Source organism: Variovorax sp. dw_954, assembly GCF_018449755.1.
GTDB lineage: Bacteria > Pseudomonadota > Gammaproteobacteria > Burkholderiales > Burkholderiaceae_C > Variovorax.
The window spans coordinates 118,355-135,993 of record NZ_JAAVVD010000007.1; the positions used below are offsets into that span (position 1 = coordinate 118,355).

Genomic DNA, 17,639 nt, shown 5'->3' on the forward strand with positions numbered 1-17,639 from the left:
ATGAACAACTCACCATTTCAATTGGCATCGACTCTGGCGGCCAACGAGCGCGTTGCGCAGATATTTGGCGCGCAGCAAACCGCCTTCCAGGCAGCCCCTTTTCCCACGGCGGTTGAGCGGCTCGACCGGCTCAAGGCACTCAAGCAACAGTTGTCGCGCTACCAGGACGTGCTGGCTGACGCCATGTGCCGTGACTTCGGCCAGCGCGCACACGCCGAATCGAAGATGCTCGACCTGCTGGGTTCGATGCTGGAGTTGAACCACGCCATCTCCCATGTGAAGCGCTGGATGAAGCCCAGCCGCCGCAGCACCGAACTGCTGTTCCTGTCCAACAGCGTCAAGGTGATGTACCAGCCCAAGGGCGTTGTCGGCGTGATCACCCCGTGGAACTTCCCGATCTACCTGGCGCTGGGGCCAGCCATCGCCGCACTGGCCGCGGGCAACCGCGTGATGATCAAGATGCCGGAAGCGACGCCGGCCACCAATGCGGTCTTCAAGACCCTGCTGGCGGAGATCTTTGCGGAAGACCTGGTGGCCGTGGTCGGCGAGGAACTGCTCGACCCCAACGTATTCACCTCGCTGCCGTTCAACCACATCGTGTTCACCGGCTCGCCGGCCATCGGCAAGATCGTGATGCGCACGGCGGCCGCGAACCTCACGCCCGTGACGCTGGAACTCGGCGGCAAGTCGCCGGCGCTCGTCACGCGCAACTATCCCGTGGCCGATGCAGCCAGGCGCATCACGCACGGCAAGGCGACCAATGCGGGCCAGATCTGCGTGGCGCCGGATTACGCGCTGGTGCCGCGCGAGCGCATGGACGAATTCGTCGAGGCCGTGGCGCGCACGTTCAAGGGCTTCTACAAGGGCAAGGCGGTTGGCAACCCCGATCTGACCTCCATCGTCGACTGGCGCCAATTCACGCGCATCAAGCGGCTGCTGAACGACGCCCATTCCAAGGGTGCCCACATCGAATCGTGCGGGCCAGCGCCCGTCGGCGATGACCGCACGCTGCCGCTGCAGATCATCACCAAGGTCACGCCCGACATGCTCGTGATGAAGGAAGAACTCTTCGGCCCGCTGTTGCCGGTCGTTCCCTACGACACGATGGAAGAGGCCATCGCCATCATCAATGCACGCGAACGTCCACTGGCGCTGTACTGCTTCAGCCACGACAGCGCCGAACGCGACAACCTGCTGCGCCGCACCCATTCGGGCGGCGTTGCAATCAACGACTGGGGCTGGCATGTGGTGAACCACGATGCGCCCTTCGGCGGCACCGGCAACTCGGGCATGGGCAACTACCACGGGGAAGAGGGCTTCCGCGAGCTGTCGCATGCCAAGACGGTGTTCAAGCGCCATCGATTCTTCCCGATCGACCTGTTCTACCCGCCCTACGGCAACTTCATCCAGCGCATGGCATTGAAGTTCTTCCTGGGCCGGCCGGATCCGGCGCTGGACGCCCCGCAGCACAAATGACGACCATGTCCCTCAATACAACGATCGTCGTCGGCAATCCCAAGCTGCGCTCGCGCACCGCACGCGCCGCGCAGATGCTTGCAACGGCGCTCACCGGCCGCGCGGCCGACATGGTGATCGAACTCGCCGAACTCGGGCCGGCGTTGCTGGGCTGGAAGGACCCGAAGGTTCAAGCAGCCGTCGACACGGTGGCGCGTTCGCAACTGGTGATCTTCGCGAGCCCGACCTTCAGGGGCACGTACAGCGGCTTGCTCAAGCTGTTCCTGGACCAGTTCGATGGCGGCTCCGGCTTGCAGGGCGTGGTCGCCGTTCCACTGATGCTGGGTGCGCGGGCGAACCATGGCACGGCGTCCGAGCGCTTGCTCAAGCCGGTCCTGGTCGAACTCGGCGCCACCAGCCCGGCGCCGGGACTGTTCCTGCTGGAGTCGGCCTTCGAGGACGGCCTGGCCATCCAGGCCTATGCCGAGCGCTGGGGCCCGATGGTGCGCGCCTGCGCGTCCCTGCGCGCCGCTCCGACCGAAGGCGTTGCGCCTGCCGCGGCAAGCACCGGCGCGGGCGCATCCGAAGCCCGCACTGCGCTGTCACTGACATGCTGACCCTGCCTGGACTTCGACCGGCCGAACGGCGGGCCATCCTTCCCGGTGCATTGACCGAATGGCCGTGCAGCGTGCCCGCGGTATGCCGTCAGCGAACACCCACTGCAGGTTCGCGCCGGGCATAGAACTCCGCGACGCTGTTGACTTCGTCGGCAGTCATCGGACGCACCACGTTGCGCATCTGGCCGAAGCTGTCATTGCGCCGCGCATCCGAGGCGAAGTTCTTCAACTGGCTCGACAGGTATTCCTTCGGCATGCCCTCCAGCCACGGCGCACCGATCTTGTGGTCGATGCCGCCATGGCAGGCCACGCAGGGAGCGATGTTGCGCAGCGGGTCGCCCACGCGAACGAGAGGGGGGGCATCGGGTTCGTCAGCCCGCACCGGAGCGGCTCGCGCCTTGGGCAGGGAGTCGTAGTAGGCGGCGATGTCCTGGATGTCGCGGTCGCTGAGTTTCTGCGCGACGGTCTGCATGAACGCGCTGGACCGCGCGCCATGCTTGTAGTCATGCAACTGCTTGATGACGACTTCCGGATACTGCCCAGCGAGGTTCGGCGCGTTGGCTTCGCTCATGCCTTGTGCGCCATGGCACATGCTGCATTGCTGGACGGCGATGGTGGCACCGCGACCGACCGAATCGCCCGCGCCTGAGCGCGTCATGTCGCGCGTCAGCACGACAGTGGTCGTTCCTGCGCTCGCCTTCGGTGGGGTCGCGGTGGTGCCCCATTGGTTCGGCACGCCCGCGGCGCGGCAGATGCTGTCCCAGATGCCCTTGGCCGAGAAATCCGCCTGCACCGAAGGCAGCCAGACAAAGCCCACCAGCAGCGTGACCACGGCCAACGCGCCCAGGCCCAGCACGCTCCGGCGAAACCAGGGGTTGCTCCACGCGTACAGGCCAGGTTGCTGCATCATCGTCCCCCGATGGGAACGGCGGGGACCGAGGTGTCCTTCAGCATCGCCAGCTGCGCGATCGGAAAGCCGTAGTTCACGACGGTCAGCGCGATCATCAGCGACACCCAGAGGCCGAAGCCGTTCAAGGCGATCGGCGTGGCTGCAGGCATGTGGACGGCCGTGCTGAAGGTGAAGGGCGCCGGCGCGGCTTCACCCTTGCCTGCGCGCGCCAGGATGTAGACGAAGAGCAGCGCGGACACCACCAGCATCAGGCCGCCGATGGTTCCTGCCACCAGCGTCCATCCCTGCCCGGCGAGTGCTGGATTGGAGAAGTCGAAGTACGCCATGCGCCGCGGCATGCCGAGCAGGCCGACCCAGTGCCACGGGAAGGTCATGACGATCATGCCGACGAACCACAGCCAGAGTTGTGCTTTCACCAGCGAATCCGGAAGCGCCTTGCAGCCCGTGAGTTGCGGCCACAGGTCGTAGGCCACCATGAAGTACATGATGACGATGGCACCCGCAAAGATGAGGTGGAAGTGCCCCGTCACCCATTGCGTGTTGTGGATCGTCTCGTTGAGCTGGTAGCTCATGTTGATGAGGCCGCCCGCACCGCCAAACCCCAGCATGATGAAGGAGAAGGTGACGGCCAGCATCATCGGATTGCCCCACGGCAGCGCCTTGACCCATCCGAAGAGCCCCTTGCCGCCGCGCAGCCGTGCCGCGATCTCGACCGACGCGACGATGGTGAACACCGTCAGGAAGGTCGGCACCGCCACCATCGCGGTGAAGACCGCATGCAGGAACTTGAACCCGGCGCCCACCTGCGGATCGGCGAACAGGTGATGGATGCCGATGGGCATCGAGAACACGAGGAACAACACGAAGGCGACGCGGCCCATCGTGTCGCTGTAGAGCCGCCCGCCGATGGCGCGCGGAACGATCGTGTAGAAGGCGATGTAGGCCGGCATGAGCCAGAAGTAGACGATGGCATGCAGCGTCCAGGAGAAGAACACCCGGGCGAGGCCGGCATCGATGGTGTCCTTCAGGCCCAGCGCCGCCGGCAGGATCAGCAGCAGGATCTCGACCGCGGCTCCTACCGAAGTCCATGCCCACAGGTAGGCGCCGGCGACATTGCCGAACATCGCCAGCGGCACCGCCTTGCCCGGGTTCTTCGACTTCCACGCCTTCAGGTTGACGGCCATGAGGGCGACCCAGATCCACGAACCCACGACCACCAGCACGACGCCCAGGTAGTAGAACGGGCTGCCGATCATCGGCGGATAGAAGGTGAAGAGCACCGACGCGCGGCCCAGCGCCACCGGCGTCGCCGCCATCACGGTGCCGACGATGGCGAGCCAGAAGCCGGCCCATGCCCAGCGCAAACCGACCAGCGGCTGCTTCAGCGCGAGCTCGACGATGGCATAGCCGAAGCCCATCGCAACGAGTGTCGGCAACACGTAGCCCATCACCGTGCCGTGCCCGGTCACCGAGCGGTAGTAGTACTCCGGGTCGCTGACCCACGCGCTCAGCGGACTGCGCACGTACATCTGCCATTCGCCGAGCAGGATGGCGACCGCGAAGGCCGCGAAGGCGACCCAGAAATGCGCGAGCACGAGTCGTCTAGCGAGGAACACAGCTCATCCTCTCTCCGCCCTTGGCGCGGGCCAGGAACTCGTCGGCCGCCATCACCCGCACGCGCCCCCACATCGCCTCGTGGCCCGTGCCGCAATATTCGTGGCAGGGCATCAGCCGCTCGCCTGTCTTGTCGAAGGTGGCCGTGAAAGTCGCGATGAAGCCTGGCACCAGCATCACGTTGGCATTGCTCCTGTCGATGACGAATCCGTGAATGGCATCGGTGCTCGTCGCGCGGAAGGTCACCGGCACGCCAGCGGGCACCACCAGGCATTGCGGCTCGAACGAATACTGCTGCGCGATCAGGCGCACCGTGACCTTGCCGTCCGCAGCCACCGTGGTGCCCAGGTTGTTCTCCACGAACTCGCCTTCGATGTGAAGCTTGCGCGGGTCGATGGTCTCCACTCGCGAAGGCGGCATCGATGCCCAGTGCAGTCCGGTGAAGATGATCATCACGAGCAACAGCGCGATGATGAGTACGACGACGATGGCCCAGCGGCGTTCCGCCTCGACAGCGACAGCCTCCGATGCATGTGGCGCGCCGGCATTCACCGAGGTCACTGGATGGCTCCTCTCGGCAGGTAGACGAGGAAGTAGAAGATGAAGAACAACGCGACGACGATGAAGGTGGCGAGCCCGGCCACGGCAAACGCGCCCGCTGGTCCGCGCCGCAGGATCTCCTCGACGCGTTCGTCTTCGCTGGGGTCGACGTCTTCAGTTGCCATCGTGCGGGCCTCGTCTATTCCGGAATGAGCGGGCGCAACTCGCTGACCTGCGCAGGCGTCACGGGCGTGCCGCTGTTTTCCCACGCCACGCGGATGTAGGTCACCACGGCCGCCACCTCGTCATCGTTGAGGATGTGGGAGAAGGGTGGCATGCCGTGCGGCTGCGGGTTCTTCTTCGTACCGGGCGCATAGCCGCCGTTCAACACCATGCGAATCGAGTTCACCGGCGACGACATCGTGATCGACTGGTTGGCAGCGAGCGGCGGGTACGACGGTGCGTTGCCCTTGCCTTCCTCGCCGTGGCACATGAAGCATTGCTTTGCGTAGATCTTGCGACCGAGCTCCATCACTTCCGGGGCTACGAGTCGCGCGCTGCTGGGCGGCGGCGCACCCGTGTCGTGCTGCGGCAGTTCCTTCAGGTAGACCGCCATCGCTTCGACATCTGCATCGTTCAGGTATTGCAGGCTGTTGTAGACCACCTCGGCCATGGGCCCATAAACGGTGGCCCTGGGCGAGATGCCGACCTGGAGCAGCTCGCTGATCTCCTTGATGCTCCAGTTGCCCAGGCCCGCTTCGCGGTTCGACGTGAGCGATGGCGCATACCAGTTCTGGTTGGGGATCATGCCGCCCTCGAACTCCTGCGAGGTCTTCGAGCCGCCGAGCCTGTTGATCGCGGTATGGCACATCGCGCAATGCCCGAGCCCTTCCACCAGATAGGCGCCGCGGTTCCATTGCACCGACTTGCTCTTGTCGGCCATGTACTCGCCTTCCTTGAAGTACAGGGTGCGCCAGCCGATCAGCAAGTCGCGCTGGTTGAACGGAAAGCGCAACTCGTGCGGGCGGTTCTTCTGGTTCACCGGTGGCACAGACATCAGGTAGGCATAGATGGCGTCGGAGTCCTCGCGCGTGACCTTGGTGTACGAGGCAAACGGCATCGCAGGGTAGAGCAGGGTGCCGTCGCGCGAGAGGCCGTTGTGCAGCATGCGGTAGAAGTCGTCTGCCGTCCATTTGCCGATTCCGGTCTCGTCGTCGCTGGTGATGTTGGGCGCGTAGAGATTGCCGAAGGGCGTGGGCATGGGGCGGCCCCCCGCAAACTGCTTGCCACCCGGGTCGGAATGGCAGGCCACGCAGTCGCCTGCACGCGCGAGGTATTCACCCTTCCTGATCGTCTGCGTGGTCGGATCGGCGGCCACTGCACCGGGAACCACAGGCAGGTAGCCGGGCATGAAAAGCGCAAAGGCGCCCGCGACGATCACCACCACGGCGACCACCGCGATCAGGATGATGCGAGTGCCGCGTCTCATGGCTTCTGGCTGCCGCAGGAAAGAGGCATGCCCTGGAAGTTGGCCGGCGCCGGCACGGCATCACGTGGCGGATCTTGCGCCGCGAGCCAGGTCGCGACCGCATGCACGTCGGCCTCGGTGAGTCGATCCGATATGCGCTTCATGCAGTCCGGCTGCGCGGCCTGGCGATTGCCGGTTCGCCAACGCGTCAGTTGCGCCACGATGTATGAAGTGCGCAGGCCGGCGAGACCCGGGATGCCCGGCTCCATGCCCGTGAAGGCGGCGCCATGGCAGGTCATGCATGCCGGCAGCTGTTTGCTCGGGTCGCCACCCAGCGCCAGCGTCGACCCGCGCGCCAGCACATCGGGCCCCGCGGCGCTTTGCTGTTTCGCCTCGAAGGCCGGGCGCTGCTTCGCGAAGTACGCTGCAATTTCCTTGAGATACGCATCGGGCAGGTAGGCCACGAGGTAATTCATGGGCGGGTACTCGCGCTTGCCATCGCGAAACGCCACCAACTGGTTGTAGAGGTAAGCGGCCGGCTTGCCCGCGATGCGAGGGAAGTACTCGTTGCTGGTGCCTTGTCCGCTTTGTCCGTGGCAGGTGACGCAGCCCTGCACGCGTGCTTCCATGGAGTCCACGGTCTTGAAGGCCGGTATGGCCGAATCCTGTGCATTGGCAATGCCCGCGCTGGTCAGAGCACACGCCGCAGCCAGCAGCTTGACGCTTCGCACCAGCACTGGGGAAGGGGGCATCCGGTCTTACCTCCGTGGCGAGTAAGAGACCAACGATCCACCTTATACGCGGCTCGAGCTGGCGTCAATTGCCTTCAAGGGCTGAAACAGGCTGGGTCGCCGTGAGGAGGCGGAGTCGAGGGGGCGGGGATGCGGTCCGCCGCCCGAAAGGCCATCGACTATTGAAGAAGGGGCGTGTTCATGTGTTCATGGAATGGGCCCGATGTTGCGCGCCGACGGCGGCAGACTCGGCCCCATGCCGGGCGCTGTGCAAGAGCCGCTTGCCGCAGCCACTCCCCAGAGTGAATTCTTTCCCCTTACGACGCTCTGGCCAATTCGCACACCGCCAGCCAATCTAGTTGTTTGCCTTTGTTGCAGACGATGTCGCAGCGTTAAACTGGCTCAAATGCTCCGCGATTTGCACAAGGGAACCATCGCATTGATGGGTCGTTGCGCCGTTACCAAGGGCCCCCTCGTCGGGGCTTTTTTGTGGGTGCCGAATTGAACAGGGTTTCGTCATGAGAGGAGGATCAACCTTCGCCGGGCTCGGCAATTCCTCGTTTGCCAGCCTGACGCCGGCGCCCGCCACGGCGGATGAGGCCGAGCCGTGGGTTCGTGGCGAACTGATCCGCAGCCTGATGCGTTCGGCGCGCGGTTCGCACCTGTTCGGCGCGGCGTTGATGCCGGCGATGGTCAGCCTGTGCTGGGGCTATGTTCCGACCTGGCAACTCCTTGGCTGGCTGATGATCGGCGTCACCGCGACCGGCTGCCGCGTCTGGGGCGAGCGGCTCTATGCGCTGCGCTTTGCCGAGACGGATGCTGCATCGCAGGAGCGCTTCGTTCATCGCTACCGGTTTCTGTGGAGCGCCAGCGCATTTGCCTGGGGGCTCTCGATACTGATTTTTTTCGAGCGCGTCCCGGTGGTCAGCCAATTCATGTGCTGGCTCATGGTGGCCGGTGTCGCGACCTTCCCGTTGAACGGGCTCGCCCTGCATCCGCCGCTGTTGCATCGCTACGTGAACACGCTGTTCATCACGATGATGACCGCGCTGGTGTTCCGCGTGGTGCAACTGCGCTTCGTCGAACTGCACTTCAGCTATGGCTTCCTGCTGTTGCCGATCCTGCATTGGTGGTTGCTGCTGCGTGCCGGCCGCCGCATCCACGAGACCTCGCGCAACAGCTTCGAACTGCTGTTCCACAACCACATCCTCATCAACTCGCTGACGCAGCAACGGCAGGCCGCGGTGTCGGCCGTCGCGATGAAGAACCGCTTCCTTGCCAGCGCCGCGCACGACATGCGCCAGCCGGTGCTGGCCCTTTCGCTCTATGCGGACTGGCTGCGCAACGAGCCGGACCTGGTCGAGGAGATCGCGCCGAAGATCGTGCGCGCGACGCATGCGGTGAATGCCCTGTTCGACTCGCTGTTCGACCTGGCCCGCATCGACTCCGGGCAGGTGCGGCTGCACATCGAGCGCGTCGACGTCACGCAACTGCTGCACGACCTCGAATTGCAGTATCGCCCGGTGGCCGAGTCCAAGGGACTGCGTTTCCGGGTGCATTCCACTGGCGGCGCCGTGCTGACCGACCCGATCCGCGTGCGGCGCATGATCGGCAACCTGCTGGCCAACGCGATCAAGTACACGGCCGAGGGTGGCGTGCTGCTGGCTTCGCGCGCCACGCCCGAGGGGGTGCGTATCGAGGTGTGGGACACGGGCATCGGCATCGCGCGCGAGCACCTGCGCGACGTGTTCCTGGAGTTCTACAAGGTGGCTGATCACGCCGGCACCTCCGATGGGTTCGGCCTGGGGCTGGCCATCGTCGCGCGCCTGTCGCACGCCTTGGGCCATCCGATCAGCGTGCGATCAAGACTGGGCCGCGGCAGCGTCTTCCGCGTCGCTCTTCACGACGCCGACGAATCGCAAGCGCAGACACGGATTTCAGGATCGGTGGGGTGATGGCCCGGGTGCCGTGAGGCGCCCAGGCCAGTGTGCGTATTCGGTGGATTGAGAGGCCCCAAGGACCGGGCGGTGCCCGGCCCCCCGCGCAGGGATTGAGTCGAGATGGCGAAGCCGCATCGACTCGAGAGGACCGCCAGCGTTGTTGCGGCCGCAGGCTCGTCCCCCCATGCGGGGCGGGAGAAGCGCCACGCAGTGGCGCGGAGCCGGGGGGAGAGCCTAGATGGCGCCGGAGGAAAGAAGGCCATGGCTGCGGGCGTGATGCAGCGCCTGCGTGCGGCTCTTCACGCCCAACCGGCGGAACAGGCGCCACAGGTGGACCTTGACCGTGTGCTCGCTGATGTCGAGTTCGGTGGCGATCTCGCGGTTGCTCATGCCCTTGTCGAGCATGGCGATCAACTGGGTCTGGCGCTTGGACAGTTTGCCGGTGCTCGCGCTGGCCGCGGCGCTTTCTTCGCTTTCCGAATCGGCCATCAGCAGGCCGCGCAGCGCGGCGGCCAGTTCGCTGGAGCCGGCTGACTTCTCGATGTAGATGTCGGCGCCGGCCTCGATGCAGGCCTCTTCCATGTCGGCCGCGGGCGAGGCGGAGTACACGGCGATCGGCACATCGGGATAGAGCTGCTTGACCGACACCACGCCGGACACGCCGGTGATGTCCGGCAGTTTCAGGTCGAGGCAGAAGAGGTCGGGTTTGCCGTGCTGCTTGACGGCGTTGGCCAGCTTGTCGAGCCGGTCGAGCTCGACAATGTTTTCGGCCGGACGCAGGCGCCGCAGCACCATGACGATAGCGTCACGCATCAGGGGGTGGTCGTCGATTACGTAAATGCTCATGATGCGTCAAGTGTACGTGGGCAATGCTTGGTGAACTACCTCAATTACGGCGTTTAAGTGCGCGTAAAAACGAGCTATTTCTTCTTATCTTCGCTTGCTGCGGCGAGGGCATCGAGTGCTTCGACGACGGTGTCGACGCGCTCCGGAGGTAGTCGTGGCAGGCGGTCGGCCAGCGCTGCCAACGCGGCGCTGCGTTGGCGCTGCAGCAGGCCGATGGCCTGGCCGGCTTCCTGCGGCGTGGCGAATGCAAGGCTCTGCAGCAGCAGCTCGCCGCGTGCGTCCAGCAGCTTGAAATAGAACCGGCCGTCGCTTTCGCGGTACTGCTTGAAGCTGGGCAGCGCAGCCGTCTTCGCGGACTTGGCCTTGCCGGCGGCCTGCTGCCCGGCGCCCAGGTTGCGCAAGCCCACTGCATGACGCAGCCGGCCCATGAAGGGTTGCGACAGGGCGCGTGCCTTGGCCGCACCCGCGAGCAGCGTGGCCTCGATGCGCGCGGGGTCCTTCATCAAGGCTTCGTAGCGCTCGCGCATCGGCGTGATCTCGCGGTCGATGCGCTCGAACAACAGCTGCTTGGCATCGCCCCAGCCGATGCCCTCCGCAAAGGCCTTGCGCAAGGCCTCGGTTTCGTGCTCGTCGGCAAAGGCCTGGTAGATCTGGAACAGCGCGGAGCCTTCGGTGTCCTTGGGCTCACCGGGCGCGCGCGAATCGGTCACGATGCTGGCGATCTGCTTCTGCAACTGTGCGCGGGGCGCGAACAGCGGGATCGTGTTGCCGTAGCTCTTGCTCATCTTGCGGCCATCGAGGCCGGGCAGCGTGGCGACGGCATCGTCGATGAGCGCCTCGGGCAGCGTGAAGTGCTCGCCGTAGAGGTGGTTGAAATGCTGGCCCATGTCGCGCGCCATCTCGATGTGCTGGATCTGGTCGCGGCCCACCGGCACCTGGTGCGCGTTGAACATCAGGATGTCGGCGCCCATCAGCACCGGGTACATGAACAGGCCCGCGCTGACGTCGGCATCGGGGTCGTCGCCCTTGGCGGTGTTCTTGTCGACCGAGGCCTTGTAGGCATGCGCGCGGTTGAGCAGGCCCTTGCCGGTGACGCAAGTGAGAAACCATGTCAGCTCGGGGATCTCGGGGATGTCGGACTGGCGGTAGAAGGTGACGCGCTCGGGATCGAGGCCGCAGGCCAGCCAGCTTGCGGCGATCTCCAGCGTGGAGCGCTGGATCAGGGGCGGGTCGTTGACCTTGATGAGCGCGTGATAGTCGGCGAGGAAGAAGAAGGTCTCGACGCCGGGCGCCACGCTTTGCCGCACCGAATGGCGGATCGAGCCGACGTAGTTGCCGAGGTGCGGCGTGCCCGAGGTGGTGATGCCGGTGAGAACGCGCAGGGGGGAGGGAGGGGCAGTCGTCGCCATGGGGGAACTATCTGAGCAATGAGACCAGGGGGCTGAGCACGGTGCGAATGACGGCATAGCCGACATCGATGAGCGGGCTCAGCCAATACGTGCTGACAACCCCCGCGAGCACCAGCCCCATCACGATGAAGAAGCCGTAGGGTTCGATGCGGGCGAGCCAGTACTGTGCACGGCCGCGCGGCAGCAATCCGGCCAGCACACGGCCGCCATCGAGCGGCGGCAACGGGAACAGGTTGAAGGCCCACATCACGAGGTTGACCAGCACGCCGCCCTGCGCCATCCGCACGAAGAATTCTTCCCGGACGCCGCTGGCGGCCAGTGCGATCAGCAGGATGCCCCACAAGAGCGCCTGCACGAAGTTCGAGGCTGGCCCGGCGAGCGCGACCCAGACCATGTCGCGCTTGGGATGGCGCAGCGCGCCGAAGTTGACGGGCACCGGCTTGGCATATCCGAACAGGAAGGTGCCGGAGGTGGCGAAGTAAAGCATCAGCGGCATCAGGATGGTGCCGACGGGGTCGATGTGCTTGAGCGGGTTCAGCGTGACGCGGCCCATGGCCCATGCCGTGTTGTCGCCGAAATAGCGCGCTGCATAACCATGCGCGGCCTCGTGCACCGTGATCGCGAACAACACCGGAAGGGCGTAGATCAGGACGGTTTGAATCAGGTTTGGTATATCCACCCGAGGGATTGTCTCAGAGGCCCAGCACGCCCAAGGGGCCGCGACCGCGCCGCACCAGCACCGGCTCGTCGCCCGCGCCCATGGGCGTGAGGTCGACCACGGTGGTGGGCTCGGACGGACAGGCGCCTGCGTCGATGACGCCGCCGATCTGCTTCTCGAAGCGCTCGCGGATCTGCTGGGCGTCATTCATGGGCTCGGTCTCGCCTGGCGGGATGAGCGTGGTGGCGAGCAGCGGCTCGCCATGCAGCGCGAGGAGTTCGCACAGCACGGTGCAGTCGGGCACCCGCAGGCCGATGGTCTTGCGTTGCGGGTGGCTCACGCGGCGGGGCACTTCCTTGGTGGCTTCCAGCAGGAAGGTGTAGGCACCGGGCGTGGCGGCCTTCAGCAGGCGGTACTGCTTGTTGTCGACCCGCGCGTAGTTGGCCAGCTCGCTCAGGTCGCGACAGAGCAGGGTGAGATGGTGCTTGTCGTCGACCTGGCGGATGCGGCGCAGCTTGTCGACGGCGTCCTTGTCGTCGAGGTGGCAGACGAGTGCGTAGCTGGAGTCGGTGGGCACCGCGATGATCTCGCCGCGCGCGAGCAGCACGGCGGCCTGCTTCAGCAGGCGCGGCTGCGGGTTGTCGGGGTGGACTTCGAAGTACTGGGCCATGGGGGATTCTTGCTCAGGCGCGAGGTGGCTTCATGACTCCGCGGGCTCGATCGGAATGCGCCGTTCGCGCACGGTGAGCCATGCGCCGGCCGCGCCGCAGGCGGCGATCATGCCCATGCCGATCAGCGAGACATGGTCGGGGATGTGCGAGAACATGACCCAGCCGCCCAGCATGGCGAAGGCGATCTGCGCGTAGAGGTAGGGCGTGAGCGTGGAGGCCGGCGCGCGCTGGTACGCCAGGATCAGGAAGAAGTGGCCGATGGTGCCGCCTGCGCCCATCATGAGCAGCAGCGCCCACCATTGCCAGGAGGGCAGCGCGGTCCAGACGAAGGGCAGCGGGACCGATGCGATCAGCGTGCCGACCCAGCCGGTGTAGAAGTGCATGGTCAGCGGGTTCTCGGTGCGCGCGAGCTTGCTGGTCAGCACCTGGAAGCAGGCGTTGGTCAGCACCAGGCCGATCGGCAGCAGGATGGCCCAGCTGAAGGTGCCGCCGCCCGGCCGCAGGATGACCAGCGTGCCGGCGAAGCCGCCCGCGACCAGCGCCCAGCGCAGCGGCGACACATGCTCCTTGAGCGTGGTGGCGGCCAGCAGCGTGACCGCCAGCGGCGCGATCAGCACGATGGCGGTGAATTCGGCCAGCGGCATGTAGCGCAGGCTCAGGAAGGCGAGCACGCTGGTGACCAGCAGCAGTGCACCGCGCAGCACCTGGTAGCCGGGGTGGGCCGTACGCAGCAGCGACGTGCCATGCAGCGGCAACAGCACGGCGGTGGTGGCGACCGCCTGGAACGCATAGCGGAACCACACGCCCATCAGTACCGGAACGGCGGTGACGGAAATCTTGGTGGCGGTGTCGAGCGTGGCAAAGCAGGCGATGGCCAGCAGCACCAGGCCGATGGCCCCGAGGATTCGCTCCGACTCGCGGTCGCGCTCGGGGCTCGAGACGCGTGGGGTGGGTGTTGGCAGGCTGACCACTTCGCCCCCGACCTCGCCACCTTCGAACGGCGCAGTGCCCTGGAGCAGCCGCGACGTGGCGGTTGCCGTGCGCTCGGGGGCGCTCACTGGATTCGGTCTTCGAGCAGTTCCCAGACCGGCGTGAGCTTGCCGGGCAGCAGTGGGAGCTTGCCGAGGTCGATGTGACTTTCGTCGGGGCTGTGGAAGTCGCTGCCGCGCGAGGCCGCGAAGCCGAATTCGAGCGCCTTGTCGGCGTACTCGACGTACTCGGCCGCCGTGTGGCTGCCGGTGACGACCTCGACCGCCTGGCCGCCGTGCGTCTTGAATTCGAGGAACAGCGCGTATTCCTCGTTGGCGGTGAACTTGTAGCGGCCGGGATGCGCGATGACGGCGACGCCCTTGGCGGCGGTGATCCAGTGCACCGCATCTTTCAGGCTAGCCCAGCGGTGCGGCACGTAGCCGGGCTTGCCCTCGGTGAGGAACTTGCGGAACACCTCGTGCGTGTCCTTGCAGTGGCCGCTCTCGACCAGGAAGCGCGCAAAGTGGGTACGCGAGATCAGTTCCGGGTTGCCGACGAACTTCAGCGCGCCGTCGTATGCCCCATGGATGCCGACCTTGGCCAGGCCCTCCGACATTTCCTGCGCCCGCACGCCGCGGCCGCCGCGCGTCGCGACCAGGCCCTTCTTCATGCCTTCGTCGTCGGGGTCGAAGCCCAGGCCGACGATGTGCACGGTTTCATTCGCGAAGGTGACGGAGATCTCGGTGCCGGTGAGGTACTTCATGCCGTTGGCATGGGCCGCGGCGGCGGCGCGGTGCTGGCCGCCGATCTCGTCATGGTCCGTCAGGGCCCAGAGTTCGACACCGTTGGCCGCGGCGCGCTCGGCAAGCGCTTCGGGGGTCAGGGTGCCGTCGGATACCACGGAGTGGCAGTGAAGATCGGCGTTGAGGATGGAGGGCACGCCTCGATTCTATTTCGGATCGAATGAGCGTGCAGGGCGCATGGCCGCTATTCCAAACGCTATGAAAAATATAGCAACGAAGGGCCGTGCACTGGTGTTTTCAGCGTTTCTTGCGCAGCGCCAGCCAGGCCGCGAGGCCGGTGAAGGTGGCGATGATGGCCACCACGATCCAGAAGCCCTGCTTGTGTTCGGCCAGCGGCACGCCGCCGACGTTCATGCCGAGCAGGCCGGCGACGATGTTGATCGGCAGTGCCAGCACGGTGACCACGGTCAGCACGAACAGGCTGCGGTTGTTGTCCTCGTTGACGTTGGCGGCGATCTCCTCCTGCAGCAGCTTGATGCGCTCCTGCAGCGCCTGCATGTCGTGCAGCACCAGCGAGAACTCCTCGGTGGCGCTGCGCAGTTCGTCGGCGTCGGCATGGGCCATCCAGCGGGGCGGGCGCTGCAGCAGGCGGAACAGCGCCGCCGGCTCGGGTGCGAGCAGCCGCTGCAGCCGCACCAGCAGGCGGCGTTGCGCGCCGAGGCGCACGCGCTTGTGTTCGAGGCGGCCGGCGAGTTGCTTGTCTTCGATCTCGTCGATGCGCGTGGTGACGTCGCGCACGATGTTCATCAGCACCTCGGCCTGGGTGCGCAGCAGGTGCTCGAGCAGTTCGGTGCTGCTGCGCGGGGCGTCGCCCGCCTTGACCGCCGTGCGCAGCGCGTCGACGGAGCGCAGGGGCTTGGTGCGCGCGGTGACCACGAGGCGCGGGCCGACGCTGATCCACAGGGTCGAGATGTCCGAGGGCTCGAAGCCGAACTCGAAATGCACGTCGTTGATGACGGCGACCAGCGCATCGTCGGCGCGCTCGATGCGGGTTGAATGCAGGCCGTCGCGCAGCGCTTCGTAGAAGGTGTCGGGCAGGGCTGCATGGCGGATGAGCCAGCGCTCGGCCTGGGCGTGGCTCAGGTTGAAGTGCAGCCAGAGGTAGGCGCCGGTTGGAGCCTGCGCCGCGGCGCCGAGCCACTGCGCGGCCTGCGCCGAGTCGAGCTCGCGCGAGGGCTCGGCCGCAGCCGGGTCGAACAGGTAGCCGCAGATCAGGCCGGCTTCGTCGCCGCCGTAGTTGGCGGCGGCGAGTTCATGGAACAAGGGCAAGGATCAGAACAACTTGGTGAACAGCCAGTACAGCGAGCCCGACAGCAGCATCGCCACCGGCAGCGTCAGCACCCAGGCCATGGCGAGGCTGCGCAAGGTGCCCCATTGCAGGCCGGAGCGATTGGCCGCCATCGTGCCCGCGACGCCCGAGGAGAGCACGTGCGTGGTCGACACCGGCAGGCCGTAGATGTCCGCCGCGCCGATCGTCAGCATCGCGACCAGTTCCGCCGAGGCGCCTTGCGCGTAGGTGAGATGCGTCTTGCCGATCTTCTCGCCGACGGTGACGACGATGCGCTTCCAGCCGATCATGGTGCCCAGGCCCAGCGCGATCGCGACCGCCACCTTCACCCACAGCGGGATGAAGCGGGTCGCGTCGTCGAGTTCCTGGCGGTAGGCGGTCAGGGCGGCCCTGGCGTCGCCCTCGAACTTCACGGCGCCGGACTTGTCCAGCAGGCGGATCGATTCGGAGCTGAGGTACATGTCGTTGCGCACGTTGGCCACGGCGCTGGCCGGCAACTGGGCCAGCGAGCCGTTCTCGCGCACCTGGGCGGCGATGCTGCCGGTGAGCTGGGAGATGGCGGGCACCACGGTCGGGCCGTATTCGCGGGTGCGCAGGTAGGTCGACAGCGTCTCGCGTGCGGCGGGCACGCCGGCGGCCGGCAGCGACGTGGGAACGGTGCGGTTCATTGCACCTTGCGCCAGTTCGGCCACGGCCACGAACTGCACGGTCTTGTCGGCCGGCATTGCGCGGTTCAGCGCATAGGCCATCGGCACGGTGCCGACCAGGATCAGCATGATCAGGCCCATGCCCTTCTGGCCGTCGTTGGAGCCGTGGGCGAAGGAGACGCCGGTGCAGGTCAGCACCAGCAGGCCGCGGATCCACCACGGCGGCGGCGCGTTGCCGCGCGGCTCCTCGTAGAGCGCGCGGTTCTTGACGAAGGCGCGCAGCGCCAGCAGCAGCAGGGCGGCACAGCCGAAGCCGACCAGCGGCGACAGCAGCAGCGAATAGCCGACCTTGGTGGCCTGCGACCAGTCGACACCGCTGGTGCCGTCGCGGCCGTGCATCAGCGCGTTGGCGATGCCGACGCCGATGATGGAGCCGATCAGCGTGTGCGACGACGACGCCGGCAGGCCGAGCCACCAGGTGCCGAGGTTCCAGATGATCGCGGCGATCAGCAGCGCGAACACCATCGCGAAGCCGGCGCTGGAGCCGACCTGCAGGATCAGTTCCACCGGCAGCAGCGAGATGATGCCGAAGGCCACCGCGCCGCTCGACACCAGCACGCCCAGGAAGTTGAAGAAGCCCGACCAAACGACCGCGAAATTGGGGGGCAACGAGTGGGTGTAGATCACGGTGGCGACCGCGTTGGCCGTGTCGTGGAAGCCATTGACGAATTCGAAGCCCAGCGCGATGAGCAACGCCACGCCCAGCAGCAGGTAAGGCACCCAGGTCGTCATCGGCGCGCCGGAGGCGCTCACGTCCTCGACCAGGCTCCATGCCGTGTAGAGCAGCCCGGCGGCCAGCAGGCCGACGAACACGACCAAGGTCACCGGGCTGGGCCTGGTGTCGAGCGAGAGGCGCGCTGTCGCGGGCGGGTGGATCGAAAGCGGGGCGTTGTCGGCGAGCGAAGCCATGGCGGTTTCCCTGAAAAAAGTTGTGGGCATCGTCTCGCCGCTGCATGACAGTGGTGTGACGGCCGGCGATCGCGGCCTTGTCTGTCACGGATCAGTCATGGGGC

General features: G+C 66.2%; 17 protein-coding genes. 3 read left to right on the plus strand and 14 right to left on the minus strand.

Annotation, left to right across the window (positions count from 1 at the left end; all coding sequences use genetic code 11):
* Positions 1 to 1,476 carry a coniferyl aldehyde dehydrogenase gene (locus tag HB681_RS13430; RefSeq protein WP_213955325.1) on the plus strand — a complete coding sequence of 492 codons (1,476 nt, stop codon included), beginning with the start codon at positions 1 to 3 and terminating at the stop codon, positions 1,474 to 1,476.
* A gap of 5 nt (positions 1,477 to 1,481) precedes the next feature.
* Positions 1,482 to 2,072, plus strand: a complete 591-nt coding sequence (locus HB681_RS13435) for an NAD(P)H-dependent oxidoreductase (RefSeq protein WP_213955326.1) — start codon at positions 1,482 to 1,484, stop codon at positions 2,070 to 2,072.
* Between the two features lie 88 nt (positions 2,073 to 2,160).
* Here the strand turns inward: HB681_RS13435 and HB681_RS13440 are convergent, their stop codons facing one another.
* From HB681_RS13440 to HB681_RS13465, 6 genes are all read right to left on the minus strand, one after another.
* Complete coding sequence (locus tag HB681_RS13440) at positions 2,161 to 2,982, minus strand: c-type cytochrome (protein ID WP_256353904.1); 822 nt, start codon at positions 2,980 to 2,982, stop codon at positions 2,161 to 2,163.
* Positions 2,979 to 4,598: a cbb3-type cytochrome c oxidase subunit I gene (locus HB681_RS13445; protein ID WP_345944673.1), complete on the minus strand. Its 1,620-nt coding sequence runs from the start codon at positions 4,596 to 4,598 to the stop codon at positions 2,979 to 2,981. Before HB681_RS13445 ends, HB681_RS13440 begins: the two co-directional genes overlap by 4 nt.
* Positions 4,585 to 5,148, minus strand: a complete 564-nt coding sequence (locus HB681_RS13450; RefSeq protein ID WP_345944679.1) for a cytochrome C oxidase subunit II — start codon at positions 5,146 to 5,148, stop codon at positions 4,585 to 4,587. Before HB681_RS13450 ends, HB681_RS13445 begins: the two co-directional genes overlap by 14 nt.
* 5 nt (positions 5,149 to 5,153) lie before the next feature.
* On the minus strand, positions 5,154 to 5,321 hold the full coding sequence (locus HB681_RS13455) for a hypothetical protein (RefSeq protein ID WP_213955327.1): 168 nt from the start codon (positions 5,319 to 5,321) through the stop codon (positions 5,154 to 5,156).
* Between the two features lie 14 nt (positions 5,322 to 5,335).
* Positions 5,336 to 6,547, minus strand: coding sequence for a cytochrome c (locus HB681_RS13460; RefSeq protein ID WP_256353945.1), 1,212 nt, complete (start codon positions 6,545 to 6,547; stop codon positions 5,336 to 5,338).
* A gap of 74 nt (positions 6,548 to 6,621) precedes the next feature.
* Positions 6,622 to 7,356: a c-type cytochrome gene (locus tag HB681_RS13465; RefSeq protein ID WP_213955329.1), complete on the minus strand. Its 735-nt coding sequence runs from the start codon at positions 7,354 to 7,356 to the stop codon at positions 6,622 to 6,624.
* Between the two features lie 497 nt (positions 7,357 to 7,853).
* Here HB681_RS13465 and HB681_RS13470 point away from each other — a divergent pair, with 497 nt between their 5' ends.
* Positions 7,854 to 9,290, plus strand: a complete 1,437-nt coding sequence (locus HB681_RS13470; protein ID WP_213955330.1) for a HAMP domain-containing sensor histidine kinase — start codon at positions 7,854 to 7,856, stop codon at positions 9,288 to 9,290.
* Positions 9,291 to 9,509: 219 nt separating this feature from the next.
* Here the strand turns inward: HB681_RS13470 and HB681_RS13475 are convergent, their stop codons facing one another.
* The 8 genes from HB681_RS13475 to HB681_RS13510 form a co-directional block, all read right to left on the minus strand.
* A complete protein-coding gene (locus HB681_RS13475; protein ID WP_213955331.1) occupies positions 9,510 to 10,121 on the minus strand; it encodes a response regulator transcription factor in 612 nt (203 codons plus the stop codon).
* Positions 10,122 to 10,195: 74 nt separating this feature from the next.
* Positions 10,196 to 11,530: a tryptophan--tRNA ligase gene (locus tag HB681_RS13480; RefSeq protein WP_213955332.1), complete on the minus strand. Its 1,335-nt coding sequence runs from the start codon at positions 11,528 to 11,530 to the stop codon at positions 10,196 to 10,198.
* A 7-nt stretch (positions 11,531 to 11,537) separates the two neighbouring features.
* Positions 11,538 to 12,209: a site-2 protease family protein gene (locus HB681_RS13485; RefSeq protein WP_213955333.1), complete on the minus strand. Its 672-nt coding sequence runs from the start codon at positions 12,207 to 12,209 to the stop codon at positions 11,538 to 11,540.
* A 13-nt stretch (positions 12,210 to 12,222) separates the two neighbouring features.
* On the minus strand, positions 12,223 to 12,858 hold the full coding sequence (locus tag HB681_RS13490; RefSeq protein ID WP_213955334.1) for an L-threonylcarbamoyladenylate synthase: 636 nt from the start codon (positions 12,856 to 12,858) through the stop codon (positions 12,223 to 12,225).
* Between the two features lie 30 nt (positions 12,859 to 12,888).
* Complete coding sequence (locus HB681_RS13495; protein WP_345944680.1) at positions 12,889 to 13,764, minus strand: DMT family transporter; 876 nt, start codon at positions 13,762 to 13,764, stop codon at positions 12,889 to 12,891.
* Between the two features lie 149 nt (positions 13,765 to 13,913).
* Positions 13,914 to 14,768 carry a 3',5'-nucleoside bisphosphate phosphatase gene (locus tag HB681_RS13500; RefSeq protein ID WP_213955335.1) on the minus strand — a complete coding sequence of 285 codons (855 nt, stop codon included), beginning with the start codon at positions 14,766 to 14,768 and terminating at the stop codon, positions 13,914 to 13,916.
* A 100-nt stretch (positions 14,769 to 14,868) separates the two neighbouring features.
* Complete coding sequence (locus HB681_RS13505) at positions 14,869 to 15,900, minus strand: transporter (RefSeq protein WP_213955336.1); 1,032 nt, start codon at positions 15,898 to 15,900, stop codon at positions 14,869 to 14,871.
* Between the two features lie 3 nt (positions 15,901 to 15,903).
* Complete coding sequence (locus HB681_RS13510) at positions 15,904 to 17,535, minus strand: inorganic phosphate transporter (protein WP_213955337.1); 1,632 nt, start codon at positions 17,533 to 17,535, stop codon at positions 15,904 to 15,906.
* Positions 17,536 to 17,639: the final 104 nt, after the last annotated feature.

Bases quoted from the DNA above. Each gene is read 5' to 3' on its own strand.
- HB681_RS13490 (WP_213955334.1), bottom strand. From the start codon at position 12,858: ATGGCCCAGTACTTCGAAGTCCACCCCGACAACCCGCAGCCGCGCCTG.
- HB681_RS13440 (WP_256353904.1), bottom strand. From the start codon at position 2,982: ATGATGCAGCAACCTGGCCTGTACGCGTGGAGCAACCCCTGGTTTCGC.
- HB681_RS13470 (WP_213955330.1), top strand. From the start codon at position 7,854: ATGAGAGGAGGATCAACCTTCGCCGGGCTCGGCAATTCCTCGTTTGCC.
- HB681_RS13430 (WP_213955325.1), top strand. From the start codon at position 1: ATGAACAACTCACCATTTCAATTGGCATCGACTCTGGCGGCCAACGAG.
- HB681_RS13455 (WP_213955327.1), bottom strand. From the start codon at position 5,321: ATGGCAACTGAAGACGTCGACCCCAGCGAAGACGAACGCGTCGAGGAG.
- HB681_RS13510 (WP_213955337.1), bottom strand. From the start codon at position 17,535: ATGGCTTCGCTCGCCGACAACGCCCCGCTTTCGATCCACCCGCCCGCG.
- HB681_RS13435 (WP_213955326.1), top strand. From the start codon at position 1,482: ATGTCCCTCAATACAACGATCGTCGTCGGCAATCCCAAGCTGCGCTCG.
- HB681_RS13465 (WP_213955329.1), bottom strand. From the start codon at position 7,356: ATGCCCCCTTCCCCAGTGCTGGTGCGAAGCGTCAAGCTGCTGGCTGCG.
- HB681_RS13480 (WP_213955332.1), bottom strand. From the start codon at position 11,530: ATGGCGACGACTGCCCCTCCCTCCCCCCTGCGCGTTCTCACCGGCATC.
- HB681_RS13460 (WP_256353945.1), bottom strand. From the start codon at position 6,547: ATGCCCGGCTACCTGCCTGTGGTTCCCGGTGCAGTGGCCGCCGATCCG.
- HB681_RS13475 (WP_213955331.1), bottom strand. From the start codon at position 10,121: ATGAGCATTTACGTAATCGACGACCACCCCCTGATGCGTGACGCTATC.